Raw genomic sequence first — 15,650 nt, forward strand, 5'->3', positions numbered from 1 at the left:
CTTTTATACATCCTATAGTTTAAGACCTGTACGACTTTTAAAACGTCTTAGTAAGATATGACTTTCAACTCTTGTGATTCCATCGAGTGCATACAGTTCTTCGTTGATGAACTTTTCTAATTCATTAAAGTCTTCGACGAGTACGTGAGTATGTAGCGTGCTAGGGCCGGTCATTTGGTAACAGCTTGCTACTTTTGGGTTTTCAGCTAATCGTTCTGCGACATACACAAGATGAGTCGGGTCACAATCGACATTAAAGAAGGCAGATACTCCTTTTCCGACCTTTTCTGAGTTAATAACAACGCTGAACTTCTCAATAATCCCGGCTTCTTTCATTTGATTTATACGATCTCGAACCGCGACCCTAGAGAGATCGAGTTCTTTAGCTAAGTCAACATAGGACATACGACCTTCGTCACTTAGAATGTTCAAGATTTTAATATCCGTCTCAGTTAATTTCATATATTGATCACCACTTTTATTAGTTTTGTCTATTTCACATTATAGGAGAAATTCTCGTTTGTGTCACATAATTGTTTGAAAAATTAGAAGATTAATGCGCGAATGTAAGCAATTGTTAAGGGAGTGAACACCATGGATTTAACCTTGCAGAAAAATATCTTTATAAGCTTTTTCAGAACTGGAATGTTGGGGTTTGGGGGTGGTCCTTCGACGATCCCTTTAGTGCATAAGGAAGTGGTGGAGACGTATAAGTGGATGACCGATGAAGAGTTTGGCGATGTGTTAGCGATTGGTAATACATTGCCTGGTCCTATTATGACGAAAATGGCAGGGTATATTGGCTACCGTGTTGGCGGAGTGCTCGGACTTATAAACGCTCTAGCTGCAGCTGTGTTTCCAACCGTCTTAATTATGATTTCATTAATTGGAGTGTTAATTGCCTATCGAGATTCGCCAATTGTTCAAGGTATGACGCAAGCCATTGCTCCAGTGGTTGGTGTCATGTTATTTGTCTTAGCTTATTCATTTATTAAAAAATCAAAAGAAGCCCTTGGATGGAAAATCGCCATCTTATTAGGGGCAATAAGTTTAGTAACGTATGTTTGGCTCAATTGGCACCCAGCTATTCTGATTGGGGCGCTTATTATCTATTCATTAGTTGGAAAGCATAAGCAGACATCTTGAGAGGAGGAATACAATGATTGATCTTTGGTATCTCTTTTTAGCATTTTTTATTCCTGGCATTGTCGGCTATGGAGGTGGCCCGGCTTCCATTCCATTGATTGAGCATGAGGTTGTGAAAAATTATGACTTTATAACCACTACTGAATTTGGCGAGGTGCTTGCTTTAGGGAACGCATTACCGGGGCCAATTGCGACGAAAATGGCAGGCTATATAGGTTTTAATGTAGCGGGAGTTCCAGGTGCTATTGTGGCGTTAGTAGCAACGATTGTTCCATCTTTAATCGCGATGATTTTGTTACTAGGACTTATTATGAAATATAAAGATTCACCACGTGTTAAAAAGATGACAGCTCTTATTCGTCCAACCATTGCGATTTTACTATTTGTGCTCTCTTTTCAATTTTTCGGAACATCCTATGAATCGGCTGGAATCTATCAGACTATCATCTTAGTGATTGCTAGCTTTTTGTTACTAGAGAAATGGAAGGTTCACCCGGCATTCGTAATCATGGGGGCGTTAACTTACGGTGCAATTTTCTTAAGCTAGTCATATACAATTTGTTGGATATAATTAGGAAAATATATTCAAAAAGTAAATTTTTATACGGAAATATTAATAAATAGTCAAAAATATATTGATTTTTGTTAATAATTGTTTATAATATTCTCTAAAATCTATTTTATCAATTGTTTATAATATTCTGTAAAATCTATTTTATCTGAATTATTTGAAAAGGAGGGATAAAAACCTCATGTTGAATTTAATTGTTTCAAGGATCGCTCAAATGTTTTTTCTACTCATTGGTATTTCGTTTATCGTTTTTATGAGTATGCATTTTGCCCCAGGTGATCCAGCCAGGATTATTGGTGGTCCGACAGCAACTGAGTCTGATATTACGAATATAAGAATAAGTTTAGGCTTAGATCAGCCAGTACTTATCCAATATAAGGACTATTTACTTGGGGTTCTACAAGGAGATTTGGGCTATTCTTATCAAACGAACGAATCAGTCAATGAAGCGATTGCGACTAGATTTCCTAATACTTTGAATCTAGCTATTGCTAGCATGATTGTTGCCATTATTATTGGTGTGTTTGCAGGGGTTATTTCAGCCCTTAAACAAAACACTTGGTTAGATGTTTTTACTACAACTGGAGCGTTAGCTGGTATTTCGATTCCTAACTTCTGGTTAGGAACGATTTTAATCTTAATTTTTGCAGTCAACCTCCAATGGTTGCCAGCAGGACAGTTAACAGCACCATTTTGGACGGTTGAAGGGATGAAGCAGCTTATACTCCCAGCGATTACTTTAGGAACAGGTTCGGCAGCTTTGATCGCTAGGATGACTCGCTCATCGATGTTAGAGGTTGTTCGTTCTGATTATGTCAGAACGGCAAGAGCGAAGGGTGTTAAAGAGAAAGTCGTCGTGTTCGTTCACTGTATGAGGAATGCGATGATTCCTGTCATTACAGTTATCGGAATGAACTTTGGTTTTTTACTTGGCGGAACGATTATTACGGAACAAGTTTTTGCGATTAATGGGGTTGGACGTTTAATGATTGATGCGATTGCTAATCGGGACTTCCCAATGGTACAAGGGTCGGTGCTCCTTGTTGCAAGTCTATTTGTCATTGTCAATTTAATAGTTGATATCGTCTATGCCTTCATCGATCCAAGAATTAGCTATGATTAAGAACGAAGGGAGGGAATAAGGTGACGACTCAAACGGTTTCGGCAAAAAGTATTAAAAATGTTGAGAAGGAAAGTGTTTTTAAAGATACATTTAAGAGAATTTTGAAAAATAAGTTAGCCGTTGTTGGCTTAGTGATTATTAGTATCCAAGTGTTACTGGCGATTTTTGCGCCACTATTAACCAGTTATGCTCCTGATACTCAAAACTTATCGGCTCGTGAATTGCCAATTGGTTCTGAGGGTCACTGGTTAGGAACGGATAATCATGGACGGGATATGTGGAGCCGGATTGTCTATGGAGCGCGTATATCCATATTAGTCGGTATTGGTTCAGTGGGACTCGGCCTGCTTGGCGGTGTGGTACTTGGCTTATTGTCAGGTTACTATCGAAAGCTTGATGGCATCATTATGAGGCTCATGGATTTACTTTTTGCGTTTCCAGGTATTTTACTAGCAATGCTGATCATCGCCATTCTTGGGACAAGCTTAGTGAATGTCGTGATTGCGATTAGTATTTGGTCGATTCCAAACTGTGCAAGAATTGTACGTGGAAGTGTTTTATCGACTAAAAAAGAGGAGTACATATTGGCGCAACGCTCTCTCGGCTCTAGTGATCGACGAATTATGTTTAAGCATATTTTACCGAATATTACAGCACCAATTATCGTGTTTGCGACGATGAGAATGGCAACCGCCATTTTATCTACATCTGCGTTAAGCTATTTAGGATTGGGGGCTCAGCCTCCAACACCAGAGTGGGGAGCGATGATTGCAGCAGGGCAAGATTATATGTGGACATCACCCCATATGACTATTGTTCCAGGTATTGCGATTATGTTAGTTGTTTTTGCTTTTAATGTGGTTGGAGATGGATTAAGGGACGCACTAGATCCCAACATGGACTTAAATTAAATTTTTTAGGAGGATGATCATGAAAAAAATATTATTTTCATTAGTAGCGTTGACTTTTTTACTGTTAGCGGCTTGTAGCAGTGATAGTAATGGTAATAATGAACAAGGAAGTAACGGAAATGAAGAAGGGGGAGAAAGTGCTGCTGATCAGGAGTTAATCTATGCAACGACTTCTGATGCCCCTGGTTTATCACCTATCGATACGAATGATAGTGTTTCTTCAAATGTGGTTGATCAAGTATTTGAAACCTTATTCGTCCGTAATTCTGATACAGGTGAAATTGAACCTCGATTAGCGGAGTCTTATGAAACTCCAGATGATACCACGTGGGTCATTGAGTTAAAAGAAGGAATTGAGTTCCATGATGGAACGCCATTTAATGCGGAAGCCGTTAAATATACGTTTGAAACACTTATTGATCCAGAGCGTGCTGCACCAAGAGCATCTTTACTAGCCCCAGTTGAAAGTGTTGAGGTTGAAGATGAATATACCGTTGTGATTAATACTAAAGAACCTTATGGTGCGATGTTAGCTGCATTATCCCATTCTAACTCAGCGATCGTTAGTCCTGAAGCAGATCAAAATGGAGATATTAACCAAGAACCTGTTGGTACAGGACCGTATAAGTTTGTGGAATGGTCTAAAGGCGATCAGATTGTTTTAGAGAAAAATGAGGATTATTGGAGAGGCGAACCAGGTCTAGATAAAGTTACATTTAAGGTTGTTCCATCTGTATCAACGGCTATTTCAATGATGGAAACAGGTGAGGTTCATTTCATTGATGGTGTCACGTCAGAACATAAATCACGTATTGAAGGAAATGATTCTTTCGAGTTAATAACAAAAGATGGTACACCAGTATATAACTTAGGTTTTAACTATGAACATGAACCGATGAATGACGTTGAGTTTAGAAAAGCAGTCTCACATGCGTTAAATCGTGACAGCTATGTTGAAACATTAGATGGTCTTGGCGTTCGTTCAAACTCAATTGTTGGCCCTCAAGTATTCGGATATGACGAAAGTAATGAGGATTTAGGTTATGAATATGATCCTGAGAAAGCTAAGGAAATTGTAGAAGAAAACGGGTTTGATAGTGAAACATATCATATGCTCGTTCCAAACCGTGATGCTTATATCAACATGGGTGAGATTGTACAAGCACAATTAAGCGAAGTGGGAATTAATGTTGAAATGGAAATGATGGAATGGGGAACCTTCCTTGATGTAGCCACTGAAGGTGAATTTGATTTAACGTTCTTAAGCTGGTCTAACGTGACTGGTGATGGAAGTGAGTTATTATATCCAAATCTCCACTCAGATAATATTGGCTCATCCAATAGAGCACGTTACGCGAATGATGAATTTGATCAATTAGTAGAAGCTTCAAGAGACACGACAGATCAGGAAGCTCGTAAAGAATTTTTAGTTGAAGCCAATCAATTAGCAGTAGAAGATGCTATTTGGATCCCAATGCACCATGGTGTGATCGCAGCAGCCGTTCATGAGTCTGTGAAAGGTTTAGAGTTAGAATCTACAGGAAGATGGGAATTATATCAAGTTACTAGAGAGTAGGGATTAACATGACTGAAGCATTGTTAGACGTTAAAAATCTAGTTACTTCCTTTCGAACAGCGGATGGTGATCTAACCGCTGTTCGCGAGGTCTCTTTTTCAGTCGAACAAGGGGAAACATTATGTATCGTCGGTGAGTCAGGTTGTGGGAAAAGTATTACCTCATTGTCTGTCATGCAGCTTTTACCTAAAAATGGAAAAATTAAGAGTGGATCCATTCAATTTAATGGCCAAGAATTAACCGATTTAACGGATGAAGAAATGCGCCAATTACGTGGAAACGAGATCGCGATAATTTTCCAAGAGCCTATGACTGCTCTAAATCCTGTTTTTACAATCGGATTTCAAATTCGTGAACCGTTAAAAATTCATGAAGGATTATCTAAAAAAGCTGCGCATCAAAAAGGAATTGAGCTTTTAAAACAAGTGGGTATTCCATCCCCCGAAAAGCGAATGAATCAATATCCCCATGAGCTTAGTGGAGGGATGAGACAAAGAGTAATGATTGCGATTGCCTTGGCTTGTAATCCGAAATTATTAATTGCAGATGAGCCGACTACCGCATTAGATGTGACGATTCAATCGCAAATATTAGACTTAATCGATGATTTAAAGAAACGATTTAATATGGGAGTAGTCATGATCACGCATGATATGGGGGTCGTAGCGGAAGTCGCTGATCGTGTCATGGTGATGTACTCAGGTGAAAAAATTGAAGAAGCTGATGTTGAAACGATTTTTAATCATCCGCAACATCCATATACGAAAGGACTTCTTCAGTCTGTACCGAATGTCGATGACAAAGAACACCATTTAGAACCGATTCCGGGCTCATTACCGAGTTTAAAAGAAAACATTAGTGGATGCCGATTTTATGATCGCTGTGAATTCGCAACTGAAAAGTGTAGAACTCAATCACCGCCAAAATTTGAGGCAAGTGAAGGACATGTTGTGAGATGCTGGTTACAGGAGGAATCAACAGATGAGCGAAAATCAAGCTATTCTTAAATTAGACCAATTGAATAAACATTTTCCTGTACGCGGTGGTTTGTTGAAGCGGGTTCAAAATCATGTCTATGCGGTGAATGATGTATCCATTGAGGTTGATGAAGGTGACTCTGTCGGGATCGTTGGAGAATCAGGGTGTGGTAAATCAACATTAGGTAGGACGATATTGCGGCTTGAAGAACCGACGAGTGGTGAGATTTGGTTTAAAGGAGAAAATATTACGGATTTAAGTGAGAGAAAACTGAAGAAATTTAAGCATGATATGCAGATGATTTTTCAGGATCCTTTCGCCTCATTAGATCCACGTCAGCGAATCGGTGATACGATCGAAGAACCTTTTGTCATATATACCAACCTTTCCGCCCGAGAACGGAAGGAAAAAGCTATTAAACTATTGAGAGAAGTTGGATTAGATGAGACGCATTACTATAAATACCCACATCAATTCAGTGGTGGGCAAAGGCAACGTATAGGTATTGCACGTGCGATTGCTTTAAATCCTGAAATGATTGTATGTGATGAAGCAGTGTCTGCATTAGATGTATCTGTTCAAGCCCAAGTGATTAAATTGCTTAAAGAACTTCAAGATGAATACGATTTAACGTATTTATTTATCTCACATGATTTAGGAGTTGTAAGGCATTTTTGTAATAAGGTATTAGTAATGTACTTAGGAAACATGGTGGAGTGGGCGCCAGTTGATGAACTCTTTGATAACCCGATTCATCCTTATACTGAAGCGTTACTTTCAGCCATCCCAAGACCTGTTCCTGGAAATAAGCGAGAAAAAATTCAATTGAGAGGTGATTTACCAAGTCCATCTGATCCGCCTACAGGCTGTCCTTTTCATACTCGATGTCCGATTGCAACAGAGGTATGTAGACAGGTGAAACCGGAATGGCGCGAAGTCACACCAAACCATTTTGTGGCTTGTCATGAAAGAGGTTAATCAATGGAAAGTAGCATCAGTTATGTTTTAATCATGACTGGTGTTTTTTTACATTAATCTGTCCTCAAATAATGATCTTTCTTTGTTATTACATTACATTAAAGGAAAACTTTTACAAACATATTTTACTAATAAGAAAATTTTAAAAATAGGTTGTAAAACGCTTTCATATATACTAATATATTATCTAAATCGGTTTAGTAAATCGGTTTAGTATTGATTAAAGAGGAATAGATTATGAATACAAAAAAGATTACGATTGCAGATGTTGCAGAAGAGGCGAAGGTTTCTAAAAGTACTGTGTCCCAATATTTGAACCAACGTTTTGAATACATGGGTGAACAGACGAAAGAAAGGATTGCCCAAGCGATTAAAGATTTGGGGTACCGTCCCAATATCGTGGCTCGTTCATTAAAACAAAAGACAACAACGACCATTGGAGTCATCGTTGCCAATATTTCTCATGAATTTTCAACTCAAATTGTTCAGTCTATTGAGAAGTATTGTAATGAATCGAATTACCATATCATCGTCTGCAATGCCGAGGATCACCCTGAAAAAGAGCAAAAATATATCGAAATGCTTCGAGCAAAACAAGTAGATGGGATTATTGTATTTCCAACTAGTAATAATAAGGAACTTTACCAAAGTTTAAATCTAGAAGATTACCCAATGGTGTTTATTGACCGTTATGTTCCAGAGGTAAAAGTGAGTTCAATTATGCTAGATAATAAAAAGGCTTCACAATTAGCGGTTGAAGAGTTTCACAGGCTAGGCTATGAACGTATTGGGATTATCACGAATTCCACGAAAAATAATGTCACTCCTAGGGTGGAAAGAATCGAAGGGTTTGTACAAGCTCTAGAATCTAAAAATCTAGAAGTCAATGAATCTTACATTAAAAGTGTCAGTTTACATGAGATTTCAAAGGAATTAGTGCAGATGTTTAGCCTAGAGCAACCTCCTGAAGCATTATTAGCTGGAAACGATTTAGCTCTAATAGAAATCTTGCAATTTACTAAAAAACATCAGCTGCAGATTCCGAGTGATTTAGCAGTGATTGGGATTGATGATGTATCATTTGCATCTATTTATAACCCTGAGCTGACAACGATAGCTCAACCAACTGATGAAATGGGGAAAAAAGCTGCAGAGTTACTTATCAGTCAGATTCAAGGTGAAAAGCCTCCATTTCAGCAAATTTATCGTTTTTCACCAACTTTATTAAGCCGGTCTTCCTGTACGGGAATTAAAGGGGGAATTTTATGAAGGAACATTTATCAACCATTTTAAAAGAGCTTGAAAGCGTTTTAAGTGGGGCGGATACTTATTCTGCCGAAAAATTAGCCGAAAAGATTAATCGTGTTGATCGTGTGTTTATAGCTGGTAATGGCCGATCAGGGTTAGCTGGAAAGATGTTTGCTATGCGCTTAATGCACATTGGATATAAAGCCTATGTCGTTGGTGAGACGATTACCCCAAGTATCAGTGGGGATGACCTTTTAATCATAATATCTGGATCTGGGAAAACACAAACTCTCGCTCATTTTGCTAAAAAAGCTAATGAAGTCAATTCTGAAATCGCTTTATTAACGACAAATACAGATTCACCTATTGCAAGCGAAAGCGATCTCGTCATTGAAGTGCCAGCTGTCACTAAGGCGACAGCACATGAACGGGCTACGATTCAACCATTAGGGAGCCAGTTTGATCAATCAGCCCACCTTTTGTTGGACGGCATTATTGTCTATTTACTCGAACATTTGACTAAGGAAGATCACGAAGCACTTCAAAAGAAACATACCAACCTAGAGTAATTTAAAGCTAATCGAAAAAGATTAGCTAATTATAAATATTTCATAAAGGAGTTTTAAATATGAGAAAGTTATTACTTTTAGCTAGTGCTGTATTAGTTTTAGGTATTTTAGCCGCATGTGGTGGTGAGGAGACCGAAGATTCTAGCGGTGAAGGTTCAGATTCTTCTATTAAAATTGTGGCTGCTCACAACCAGACGGATCCTGAAAACCCGTATCAAGATGGTTTAGTCGCATTCAAAGAATATGCAGAAGCTGAATCAGATGGTCAAATTGAAGTGGAGGTTCATGCAGGAACGATTGGTACTGAAGAAGCAGAGTTAGTTGAAAAATTAAAAACAGGTGGAGCTGATGTTGTTTTAGTATCTCCAGGTTTTATGACATCAACTGGAATTAATGAAGTAGACTTATTTGCATTCCCATACCTTTTTGAAAGCTATGACCATTGGGAAAATGTTGTAACTGGTGAAGTTGGCGATGAAATGGCTGACATTATTAATGAAAAATCTAATAACGATTTCAAATTACTAGGTTATTGGACAGCTGGCGTACGCCACTACTATGGTAAAGAACCAGTTAATGCAATTGAAGATTTAGAAGGTATGACGATTCGTACTCAGACTTCAGGCGTTGTTGCTGACTATTGGGAACAAGTTGGAGCCATCCCAACACAAGTAGCATGGGGAGAGCTATATCAAGGTCTACAGCAGGATGTTGTTGATTCAGCTGAAAACGCTTACCCATACTTTGTACAACAAGATCACCATCGTACTCCAAACGGTAAATATATTAGTGAGACAGGACATGACTACACAACTCGTTTCCTATTAATTAATGGTCAAGAATTTGATAATTATACAGAAGAACAACAAGACATTATCTTACAGGCAGCAGAAGCATCTGTAGAAGCTGAGTGGGAAGCATTATATAACCAAGAAGAAGAGTATAAAGAAAAAGCGATAGAGGAAGGCGCAGAAGTTAACGAACTGGATCGCCAACCATTTATTGATCTTGCTGAGCCACTTCAAGACGAAGCAGCTAAGGAATTAGGCGTTGAAGATCTGCTACAGAAGATTAGAGATGCTAAATAAGTTTCTAAATTAAAAGGGGCACAAGATTTGTGTCCCTTTGGTTTAGTTAAAGGAGGGTGAACATGAATAAAGCAGTCAAAGTTGTTGAACGTATCCAAATAGCTATGGGTTTATTCTTTTTAACAATTTTCTTCCTAGTGATCTTATATCAGATTGCCACTAGACATCTAGGAATCTCAGTGATTTGGACTGAAGAAGTTGCGAAATATTCATTTATCTGGTCTGTCTTCATGGGAGCAGCCATCATGGTAAATAGACGAGAACATTTTAATTTTGATTTATTGCAAAGCAAGTTAAAAGGCAAGAAAAAACATGCTTTAAATTTGTTCAATGATACTATTTTAATTTTGTTTAATATAGCGTTATTCATTTATGGAATTGATGTTGTTCAACAGTTCTGGGATTATAACTGGGTTGCATTGCCAAGTATGAAAATGGGCTACGTATGGATTTCGATTCCGATTATGTCAGGTACGATGATTCTTTATTCGTTGAACCACATTTTCAAACATGTACAGCAATTTAGAGAGAAGGGAGTGCAACCATAATGGGAATGTTTTTAGTTGGGACGTTTGTAATTTTTTTATTAATTGGTATTCCAATTGCCTTTGTTATTGGGATTGTTGCGCTTCTAGGTATTTTAAATATTGAATATATTCCTGAAGTTACAGTACCCATGAAAATGATGAATGGATTGAATTCATTCGTACTGTTAGCTGTACCACTATTTATTTTAGCTGCCAACTTAATGAACTCTGGGAAAATTTCAGAGAAGTTAGTTGAGTTTGCGTTAGCAATTGTTGGTTCAATCAAAGGTGGTTTAGCACAGGCGAATGTTTTAGTATCTATGATGTTCGCAGGTGTATCGGGTGCTTCACAAGCGGATACTGCTGGTGTTGGAAAGATTTTAATTCCAAGCATGAAGAAAAATGGATATGATACGGAGACATCTGTAGGGGTAACGGCAGCCTCATCTACGATTGGCGTTATTATTCCACCGAGTATTCCAATGGTCATCTTTGCAGGGATTACGAATGCATCTGTAGGGGCTTTATTCTTAGCGGGGATCATTCCAGGTGTTTTGGTCGCACTGTCAATGATGATTTTTGTTTATATTGTAGCGAAGAAGAAAGATTTCAAAAGCTATGAACGTGTAGAAGCGAGTCGCTTTTTCAAATTACTAGGGGAGTCTATTCCCGCATTATTAACTCCAGTGATTATAGTAGGTGGAATTGTAACAGGTTTCTTTACAGCAACTGAAGCAGCAGCCGTAGCATCGGTATATACATTATTAATTAGTATGTTTTTCTATAAAACATTAAAGATAAAAGATTTACCGAAAATTTTATTTGATACGCTTGCCTTAAGCTCACTCTCTTTATTTGCATTAGCCGCTGCGAGTGCGTTAGGTGAATTAATGAGTTATTATCAACTGGGCATTCTTGCGCAAGAATTTTTTACTGATTATGTAGACGCTAAATGGGTATTCATTTTAATTACGATTCTTTTCTTCCTATTTATAGGGACGTTTATGGATGCCATACCGGCGATGATTCTATTTGTACCCGTTATTATGCCAACTGCTGCTCAATTTGGTGTGGACCCAGTACATCTAGGGTTAATCGTTGTTATGACATTAGCAGTTGGATTAGTGACACCACCTTATGGATTATGTTTATTACTGGCAGCGAAAATAGGAAAGTTATCAATTGAAAGGTCATTTAGGGCGGTTATTCCATATATATTAATTGTTGTTGCCGTGTTGATCTTCATTGCGTTCTTCCCGGATGTTGCCATGCATATACCGAAGCTATTGAATCCAGATTTGTTTTAGTAGATTAGGAGGTACAACATGAGAGATATCATTACAATAGGGGACGCTATGATCGCCTTTACCCCATCCAAAACAGGACCTATGAAGTTTGTTGATTCTTTTAAACGAAATATTGGTGGAGCCGAATTAAACGTAGCTATTGGCTGTGCGCGCTTAGGTTTAAACGCCGGGTGGATTAGCCGTTTGGGAAATGATGAGTTTGGCAAATATATACGAAATTTTGCTCGTGGAGAAGGTATCGATGTGTCTGAAGTGGAGCTTGTCGATGGTTATCCTACTTCATTAAATTTTAAAGAGATTATGGAAGATGGAAGTGTTAGGACGTTTTATTATCGAGATCGTTCACCGACCTTAACAATGTCACCAGTAGATCTGAGAGGAGACTATTTTAAACAAGCCAAAATACTTCATGTCACGGGCGTTTTCCCAGCTATAACTGAACAAAACTTAGCCATCATTCGAGCAGCTATCAAATTAGCTAAAGAAAATAATGTCAAAATCGTATTAGACCCGAATATTCGTTTGAAATTATGGGGAAAAGAAAAGGCCCGAGACGTCTTAATCTCATTTTTGCCTGATGTTGATATTTTACTAGCAGGAGAAGAAGAATTAGAGATTATGTTTAATGAATCCGATCCTCATGAAGTTGTAGAAATATGTCATCCATACGATATGGAGTATATCGTAATTAAGCAAGGGGAAAACGGATCCATAGGGTATCACAATGGTGAGTTCGTAAAGGCTAATCCAATACCACCTGCAAAAGTGGTGGATACAGTTGGAGCAGGTGATGGCTTTGACTCAGGGTTTATCTATGGATACCTTAATGGTTGGTCGTTAGATAAAACACTTCATTTTGCTAATACGATTGGATCGATGGTAGTCAGTGTTGTAGGGGATAATGAAGGACTCCCTTATTTAGAAGATGTCCAAATGCATCTCGGTGAATTGGAACGAATCGAACGATAGGAGGAAGTCGATGAAATTGCAGCTAGCCCTTGATCGTCTAACTTGGGATGAATGTTTTAATGTAGTCGATCAAACGAAGGAAAGTATTGATATCATTGAGATTGGTACGGGTGTGATAAAAGAATACGGCATGTCAATCGTCCGTGAAATGAGGCAACAATATCCCAATCATACCATTTTATCTGATATGAAAATTTGTGATGCGGGTGGTCATGAAGCGAAGCAAGCCTTCAGCTCAGGTTCAGATATCACGACGGTAATGGCTTTCGCATCCTCTTTAACGATTCAAGATTGTTTAGAGGTTGCTGAAGAGTATGATGGTCAAATTATGGTTGATTTATTAGAAGTTAAAGAAAAAAGTACAATTGATCAGCTAGCGAATTTAAATGTAGATTTAGTCAGTCTTCACATTGGAAAAGACCAGCAAAAAGAAGGTGTGTTTAACTCAAGTTTATTTGAATTATTAGAGGGCTCCTCATTTGAAGTCTCGGTTGCTGGTGGAATTAGTTTAGCGAATATAGATGATGTCGTTTTAAACAAACCTGATATTGTGATTGTTGGAAGCGCAATTTCTAAAGCTGATTCACCTCGACTTGCTGCGAAAATGATTCGAGAGAGGTTAACGTCTTGATTCGGATCGGTACAATTGGGACTAGTCAAATAAGTAGTAAGTTAATCGAGGCTTCGAGGCATGTAGCAGGTGTTTCAGTAAATGCTGTTTATTCCAGAGATGAAAATCGCGCACTAGAGTTTGCAGAATCGAATCGAATAACTAAATCTTTCTCAAACTTAGATCATCTGTTACAGGATGAAGACATCAATTGTATTTATATTGCGTCACCAAATGCATTGCATTATGAACATGTTATGAAATCGTTGAGGCATAATAAACATGTCATCTGTGAAAAACCATTGTTTTATAAGGTAGAACATTTTGAAGAAGCTTATCAATTGGCTGATGAAAAAGGGTTGTTCTTATTTGAGGCTATGCGTCATCTTCATAGTCCGAATTTTTTTCAGTTAAAAGAGAAAGTCGAATTGATTGGTCATCCAAGTAGTGTCTACCTTCAACGAATGAGATATTCTTCTAAGTATGATGATTATTTGAATGGTAAGATCCCTAATGTTTTCTCTAAAGAAATGGGTGGGGGTGCACTACTAGATTTAGGAGTATATCCCATCAGTTTAGCTGTCGGATTATTTGGAGAACCAAAAGAGGTTCAATATTTCCCAGTTTTACTTGATAATCATGTTGACGGATCAGGAACATTAGTCATGAACTATAACAACTTTAACTGTGTAATCATGTGCTCAAAAACTGGAACCTCCTATAATCATAGCGAGTTTGTAGGGGAAAAAGGAACGATGATAATTGATCAAGTTGCACCTATAAGCAAGATCGAGTTCATTAGTCAACAAGAGCAAATTCAATTGGCTTTAAATGAAGATCGACCCAATATGAGTTATGAGCTTGAACAATTTGTTCATATGATCGAAAGTCGTCATGAGCAGTCTTACTATTATTATCGAGATATTTCTTATAAGACTATCAAAATAGTTGAACAGTGTTTGAAACATCAATCAAACGTTTGATTGAGGAAAAAGGTTTTGGTGAACATGCCAAAACCTTTTTTATGTGAAAATGAATTTCTAAGTTTTGATTATGTGGAGAGGGGTTTGGTAAAGTAGAAGAATCAACTTGGAAATCAGGTGAAAACATGATTCGGATTTATATATTATTATTACTCGTTATGCTCATGTGGGGGCTTAACGTATCAGCGCTTAAAACCTTGGTAGACGCAATCGATCCAATGTTGCTGACGTCGTTTCGTATCTTTACTGCGGGTGTAGCAGTGTTAATTGCTTGTGGAATAATGGGAATATTAAGATGGCCATATAAACACGAGTGGCTGACGATTTTTAGTATTGCAATTTTTAATGTCATTTTACATCACATTTTCATTGCAGTAGGTCTTGAAATGACCACAGGTGTTAATGCGAGTTTGATATTAGGGCTCACACCACTCGTGACCATGATGATGGCGGTTGTATTTTTGCGACAACATGTGACTTGGCTTCGCGTCGTTGGTTTTATTTTAGGGTTTTTGGGAGTCGTTGTGGCTAATATGTCAGGTGCAGGTGGACTTGGAGCAATCACTATTGGTGATTTTATTGTTTTTCTTGGTATATTAGTGCAAGGATTTAGTTTTGTCATGATTAGTAAGTTAAAACCTACCTTTGATCCGCGCCTAGCAACAGGTTATATGATGGTGATAGGTTCGGTGTTTATCTTTATCATTAGCCAGGCGTTTGGATCAGAGGTTCAAGAGATTACAAGTTTACTAGATTGGAAGCTTGCGCTTGTGTTCTTATTCAGTGCAATCATGGCGACAGCTTTTGGACATATGACTTATAATTTCGCAACCAAACAAGTAGGCCCAGCAGAGACTGCCATTTTCATTAATTTGAACACGTTGTTTGCCATTATAGGTTCGGCTGTGTTCTTAAATGAGGTCATCACGATGAATCATTTAGCTGGCTTCGTGTTAATTTTGTTTGGTGTCTTTATCGGCACAGGAGCCCTTGAATACTTAATGTTAAAAAGGAAGAAAACGCAAAATAAGGTAAGCTGACCAATCCCTTGGTCAGCTTTTTTACG

At 38.0% G+C, this 15,650-nt stretch carries 17 protein-coding genes; 16 read left to right on the forward strand and 1 reads right to left on the reverse strand.

The genetic code is table 11. The annotated features are described in order from the left end of the window. Window positions 1–12: 12 nt before the first annotated feature. Window positions 13–462 (reverse strand): Lrp/AsnC family transcriptional regulator, encoded by a 450-nt coding sequence (locus BMY57_RS09775; protein WP_091773838.1) that lies wholly within the window; start codon window positions 460–462, stop codon window positions 13–15. 132 nt (window positions 463–594) lie between these two features. Here BMY57_RS09775 and BMY57_RS09780 point away from each other — a divergent pair, with 132 nt between their 5' ends. The 16 genes from BMY57_RS09780 to BMY57_RS09855 all read left to right on the forward strand — a co-directional run bounded on the left by BMY57_RS09780 (window position 595) and on the right by BMY57_RS09855 (window position 15,624). Further along, complete coding sequence (locus BMY57_RS09780; RefSeq protein WP_091773839.1) at window positions 595–1,146, forward strand: chromate transporter; 552 nt, start codon at window positions 595–597, stop codon at window positions 1,144–1,146. A gap of 13 nt (window positions 1,147–1,159) precedes the next feature. After that, window positions 1,160–1,693, forward strand: a complete 534-nt coding sequence (locus tag BMY57_RS09785; RefSeq protein WP_423809565.1) for a chromate transporter — start codon at window positions 1,160–1,162, stop codon at window positions 1,691–1,693. A gap of 205 nt (window positions 1,694–1,898) precedes the next feature. Further along, window positions 1,899–2,840, forward strand: coding sequence for an ABC transporter permease (locus BMY57_RS09790; protein WP_091773840.1), 942 nt, complete (start codon window positions 1,899–1,901; stop codon window positions 2,838–2,840). Window positions 2,841–2,890: 50 nt separating this feature from the next. Continuing rightward, a complete protein-coding gene (locus BMY57_RS09795) occupies window positions 2,891–3,751 on the forward strand; it encodes an ABC transporter permease (protein WP_439895797.1) in 861 nt (286 codons plus the stop codon). Between the two features lie 19 nt (window positions 3,752–3,770). After that, window positions 3,771–5,327 (forward strand): glutathione ABC transporter substrate-binding protein, encoded by a 1,557-nt coding sequence (locus tag BMY57_RS09800; RefSeq protein ID WP_091773842.1) that lies wholly within the window; start codon window positions 3,771–3,773, stop codon window positions 5,325–5,327. Window positions 5,328–5,335: 8 nt separating this feature from the next. Further along, a complete protein-coding gene (locus BMY57_RS09805) occupies window positions 5,336–6,334 on the forward strand; it encodes an ABC transporter ATP-binding protein (protein ID WP_091773843.1) in 999 nt (332 codons plus the stop codon). Beyond that, window positions 6,309–7,283 carry an ABC transporter ATP-binding protein gene (locus BMY57_RS09810; RefSeq protein WP_091773844.1) on the forward strand — a complete coding sequence of 325 codons (975 nt, stop codon included), beginning with the start codon at window positions 6,309–6,311 and terminating at the stop codon, window positions 7,281–7,283. Before BMY57_RS09805 ends, BMY57_RS09810 begins: the two co-directional genes overlap by 26 nt. 237 nt (window positions 7,284–7,520) lie before the next feature. After that, the gene (locus tag BMY57_RS09815; protein WP_091773845.1) at window positions 7,521–8,552 is read left to right on the forward strand and encodes a LacI family DNA-binding transcriptional regulator; all 1,032 of its coding nucleotides are present in this window, start codon (window positions 7,521–7,523) and stop codon (window positions 8,550–8,552) included. After that, window positions 8,549–9,100, forward strand: coding sequence for a 6-phospho-3-hexuloisomerase (gene hxlB / locus BMY57_RS09820; protein WP_091773846.1), 552 nt, complete (start codon window positions 8,549–8,551; stop codon window positions 9,098–9,100). Before BMY57_RS09815 ends, hxlB begins: the two co-directional genes overlap by 4 nt. A 59-nt stretch (window positions 9,101–9,159) precedes the next feature. Continuing rightward, window positions 9,160–10,188 (forward strand): TRAP transporter substrate-binding protein, encoded by a 1,029-nt coding sequence (locus tag BMY57_RS09825; protein WP_091773847.1) that lies wholly within the window; start codon window positions 9,160–9,162, stop codon window positions 10,186–10,188. Between the two features lie 62 nt (window positions 10,189–10,250). After that, entirely contained in the window at window positions 10,251–10,736 is a 486-nt protein-coding gene (locus BMY57_RS09830) for a TRAP transporter small permease (protein ID WP_091773848.1), read from the forward strand. After that, window positions 10,736–12,022: a TRAP transporter large permease gene (locus BMY57_RS09835; RefSeq protein ID WP_091773849.1), complete on the forward strand. Its 1,287-nt coding sequence runs from the start codon at window positions 10,736–10,738 to the stop codon at window positions 12,020–12,022. Before BMY57_RS09830 ends, BMY57_RS09835 begins: the two co-directional genes overlap by 1 nt. A gap of 18 nt (window positions 12,023–12,040) precedes the next feature. Next, the gene (locus BMY57_RS09840) at window positions 12,041–12,991 is read left to right on the forward strand and encodes a sugar kinase (protein WP_091773850.1); all 951 of its coding nucleotides are present in this window, start codon (window positions 12,041–12,043) and stop codon (window positions 12,989–12,991) included. 10 nt (window positions 12,992–13,001) lie between these two features. Continuing rightward, a complete protein-coding gene (gene hxlA / locus BMY57_RS09845) occupies window positions 13,002–13,622 on the forward strand; it encodes a 3-hexulose-6-phosphate synthase (RefSeq protein WP_091773851.1) in 621 nt (206 codons plus the stop codon). After that, window positions 13,619–14,584, forward strand: coding sequence for a Gfo/Idh/MocA family protein (locus tag BMY57_RS09850; RefSeq protein ID WP_091773852.1), 966 nt, complete (start codon window positions 13,619–13,621; stop codon window positions 14,582–14,584). Before hxlA ends, BMY57_RS09850 begins: the two co-directional genes overlap by 4 nt. Before the next feature lie 125 nt (window positions 14,585–14,709). Then, a complete protein-coding gene (locus tag BMY57_RS09855) occupies window positions 14,710–15,624 on the forward strand; it encodes a DMT family transporter (protein ID WP_091773853.1) in 915 nt (304 codons plus the stop codon). Window positions 15,625–15,650: the final 26 nt, after the last annotated feature.

It is taken from the genome of Piscibacillus halophilus, from assembly GCF_900110685.1.
Taxonomy (GTDB): domain Bacteria; phylum Bacillota; class Bacilli; order Bacillales; family Alkalibacillaceae; genus Piscibacillus; species Piscibacillus halophilus.

Bases quoted from the DNA above. Each gene is read 5' to 3' on its own strand.
- BMY57_RS09830 (WP_091773848.1), top strand. From the start codon at position 10,251: ATGAATAAAGCAGTCAAAGTTGTTGAACGTATCCAAATAGCTATGGGT.
- BMY57_RS09825 (WP_091773847.1), top strand. From the start codon at position 9,160: ATGAGAAAGTTATTACTTTTAGCTAGTGCTGTATTAGTTTTAGGTATT.
- BMY57_RS09805 (WP_091773843.1), top strand. From the start codon at position 5,336: ATGACTGAAGCATTGTTAGACGTTAAAAATCTAGTTACTTCCTTTCGA.
- BMY57_RS09780 (WP_091773839.1), top strand. From the start codon at position 595: ATGGATTTAACCTTGCAGAAAAATATCTTTATAAGCTTTTTCAGAACT.
- BMY57_RS09800 (WP_091773842.1), top strand. From the start codon at position 3,771: ATGAAAAAAATATTATTTTCATTAGTAGCGTTGACTTTTTTACTGTTA.
- BMY57_RS09790 (WP_091773840.1), top strand. From the start codon at position 1,899: ATGTTGAATTTAATTGTTTCAAGGATCGCTCAAATGTTTTTTCTACTC.
- BMY57_RS09835 (WP_091773849.1), top strand. From the start codon at position 10,736: ATGGGAATGTTTTTAGTTGGGACGTTTGTAATTTTTTTATTAATTGGT.
- BMY57_RS09785 (WP_423809565.1), top strand. From the start codon at position 1,160: ATGATTGATCTTTGGTATCTCTTTTTAGCATTTTTTATTCCTGGCATT.
- BMY57_RS09855 (WP_091773853.1), top strand. From the start codon at position 14,710: ATGATTCGGATTTATATATTATTATTACTCGTTATGCTCATGTGGGGG.
- hxlA (WP_091773851.1), top strand. From the start codon at position 13,002: ATGAAATTGCAGCTAGCCCTTGATCGTCTAACTTGGGATGAATGTTTT.
- hxlB (WP_091773846.1), top strand. From the start codon at position 8,549: ATGAAGGAACATTTATCAACCATTTTAAAAGAGCTTGAAAGCGTTTTA.
- BMY57_RS09840 (WP_091773850.1), top strand. From the start codon at position 12,041: ATGAGAGATATCATTACAATAGGGGACGCTATGATCGCCTTTACCCCA.
- BMY57_RS09815 (WP_091773845.1), top strand. From the start codon at position 7,521: ATGAATACAAAAAAGATTACGATTGCAGATGTTGCAGAAGAGGCGAAG.
- BMY57_RS09775 (WP_091773838.1), bottom strand. From the start codon at position 462: ATGAAATTAACTGAGACGGATATTAAAATCTTGAACATTCTAAGTGAC.
- BMY57_RS09810 (WP_091773844.1), top strand. From the start codon at position 6,309: ATGAGCGAAAATCAAGCTATTCTTAAATTAGACCAATTGAATAAACAT.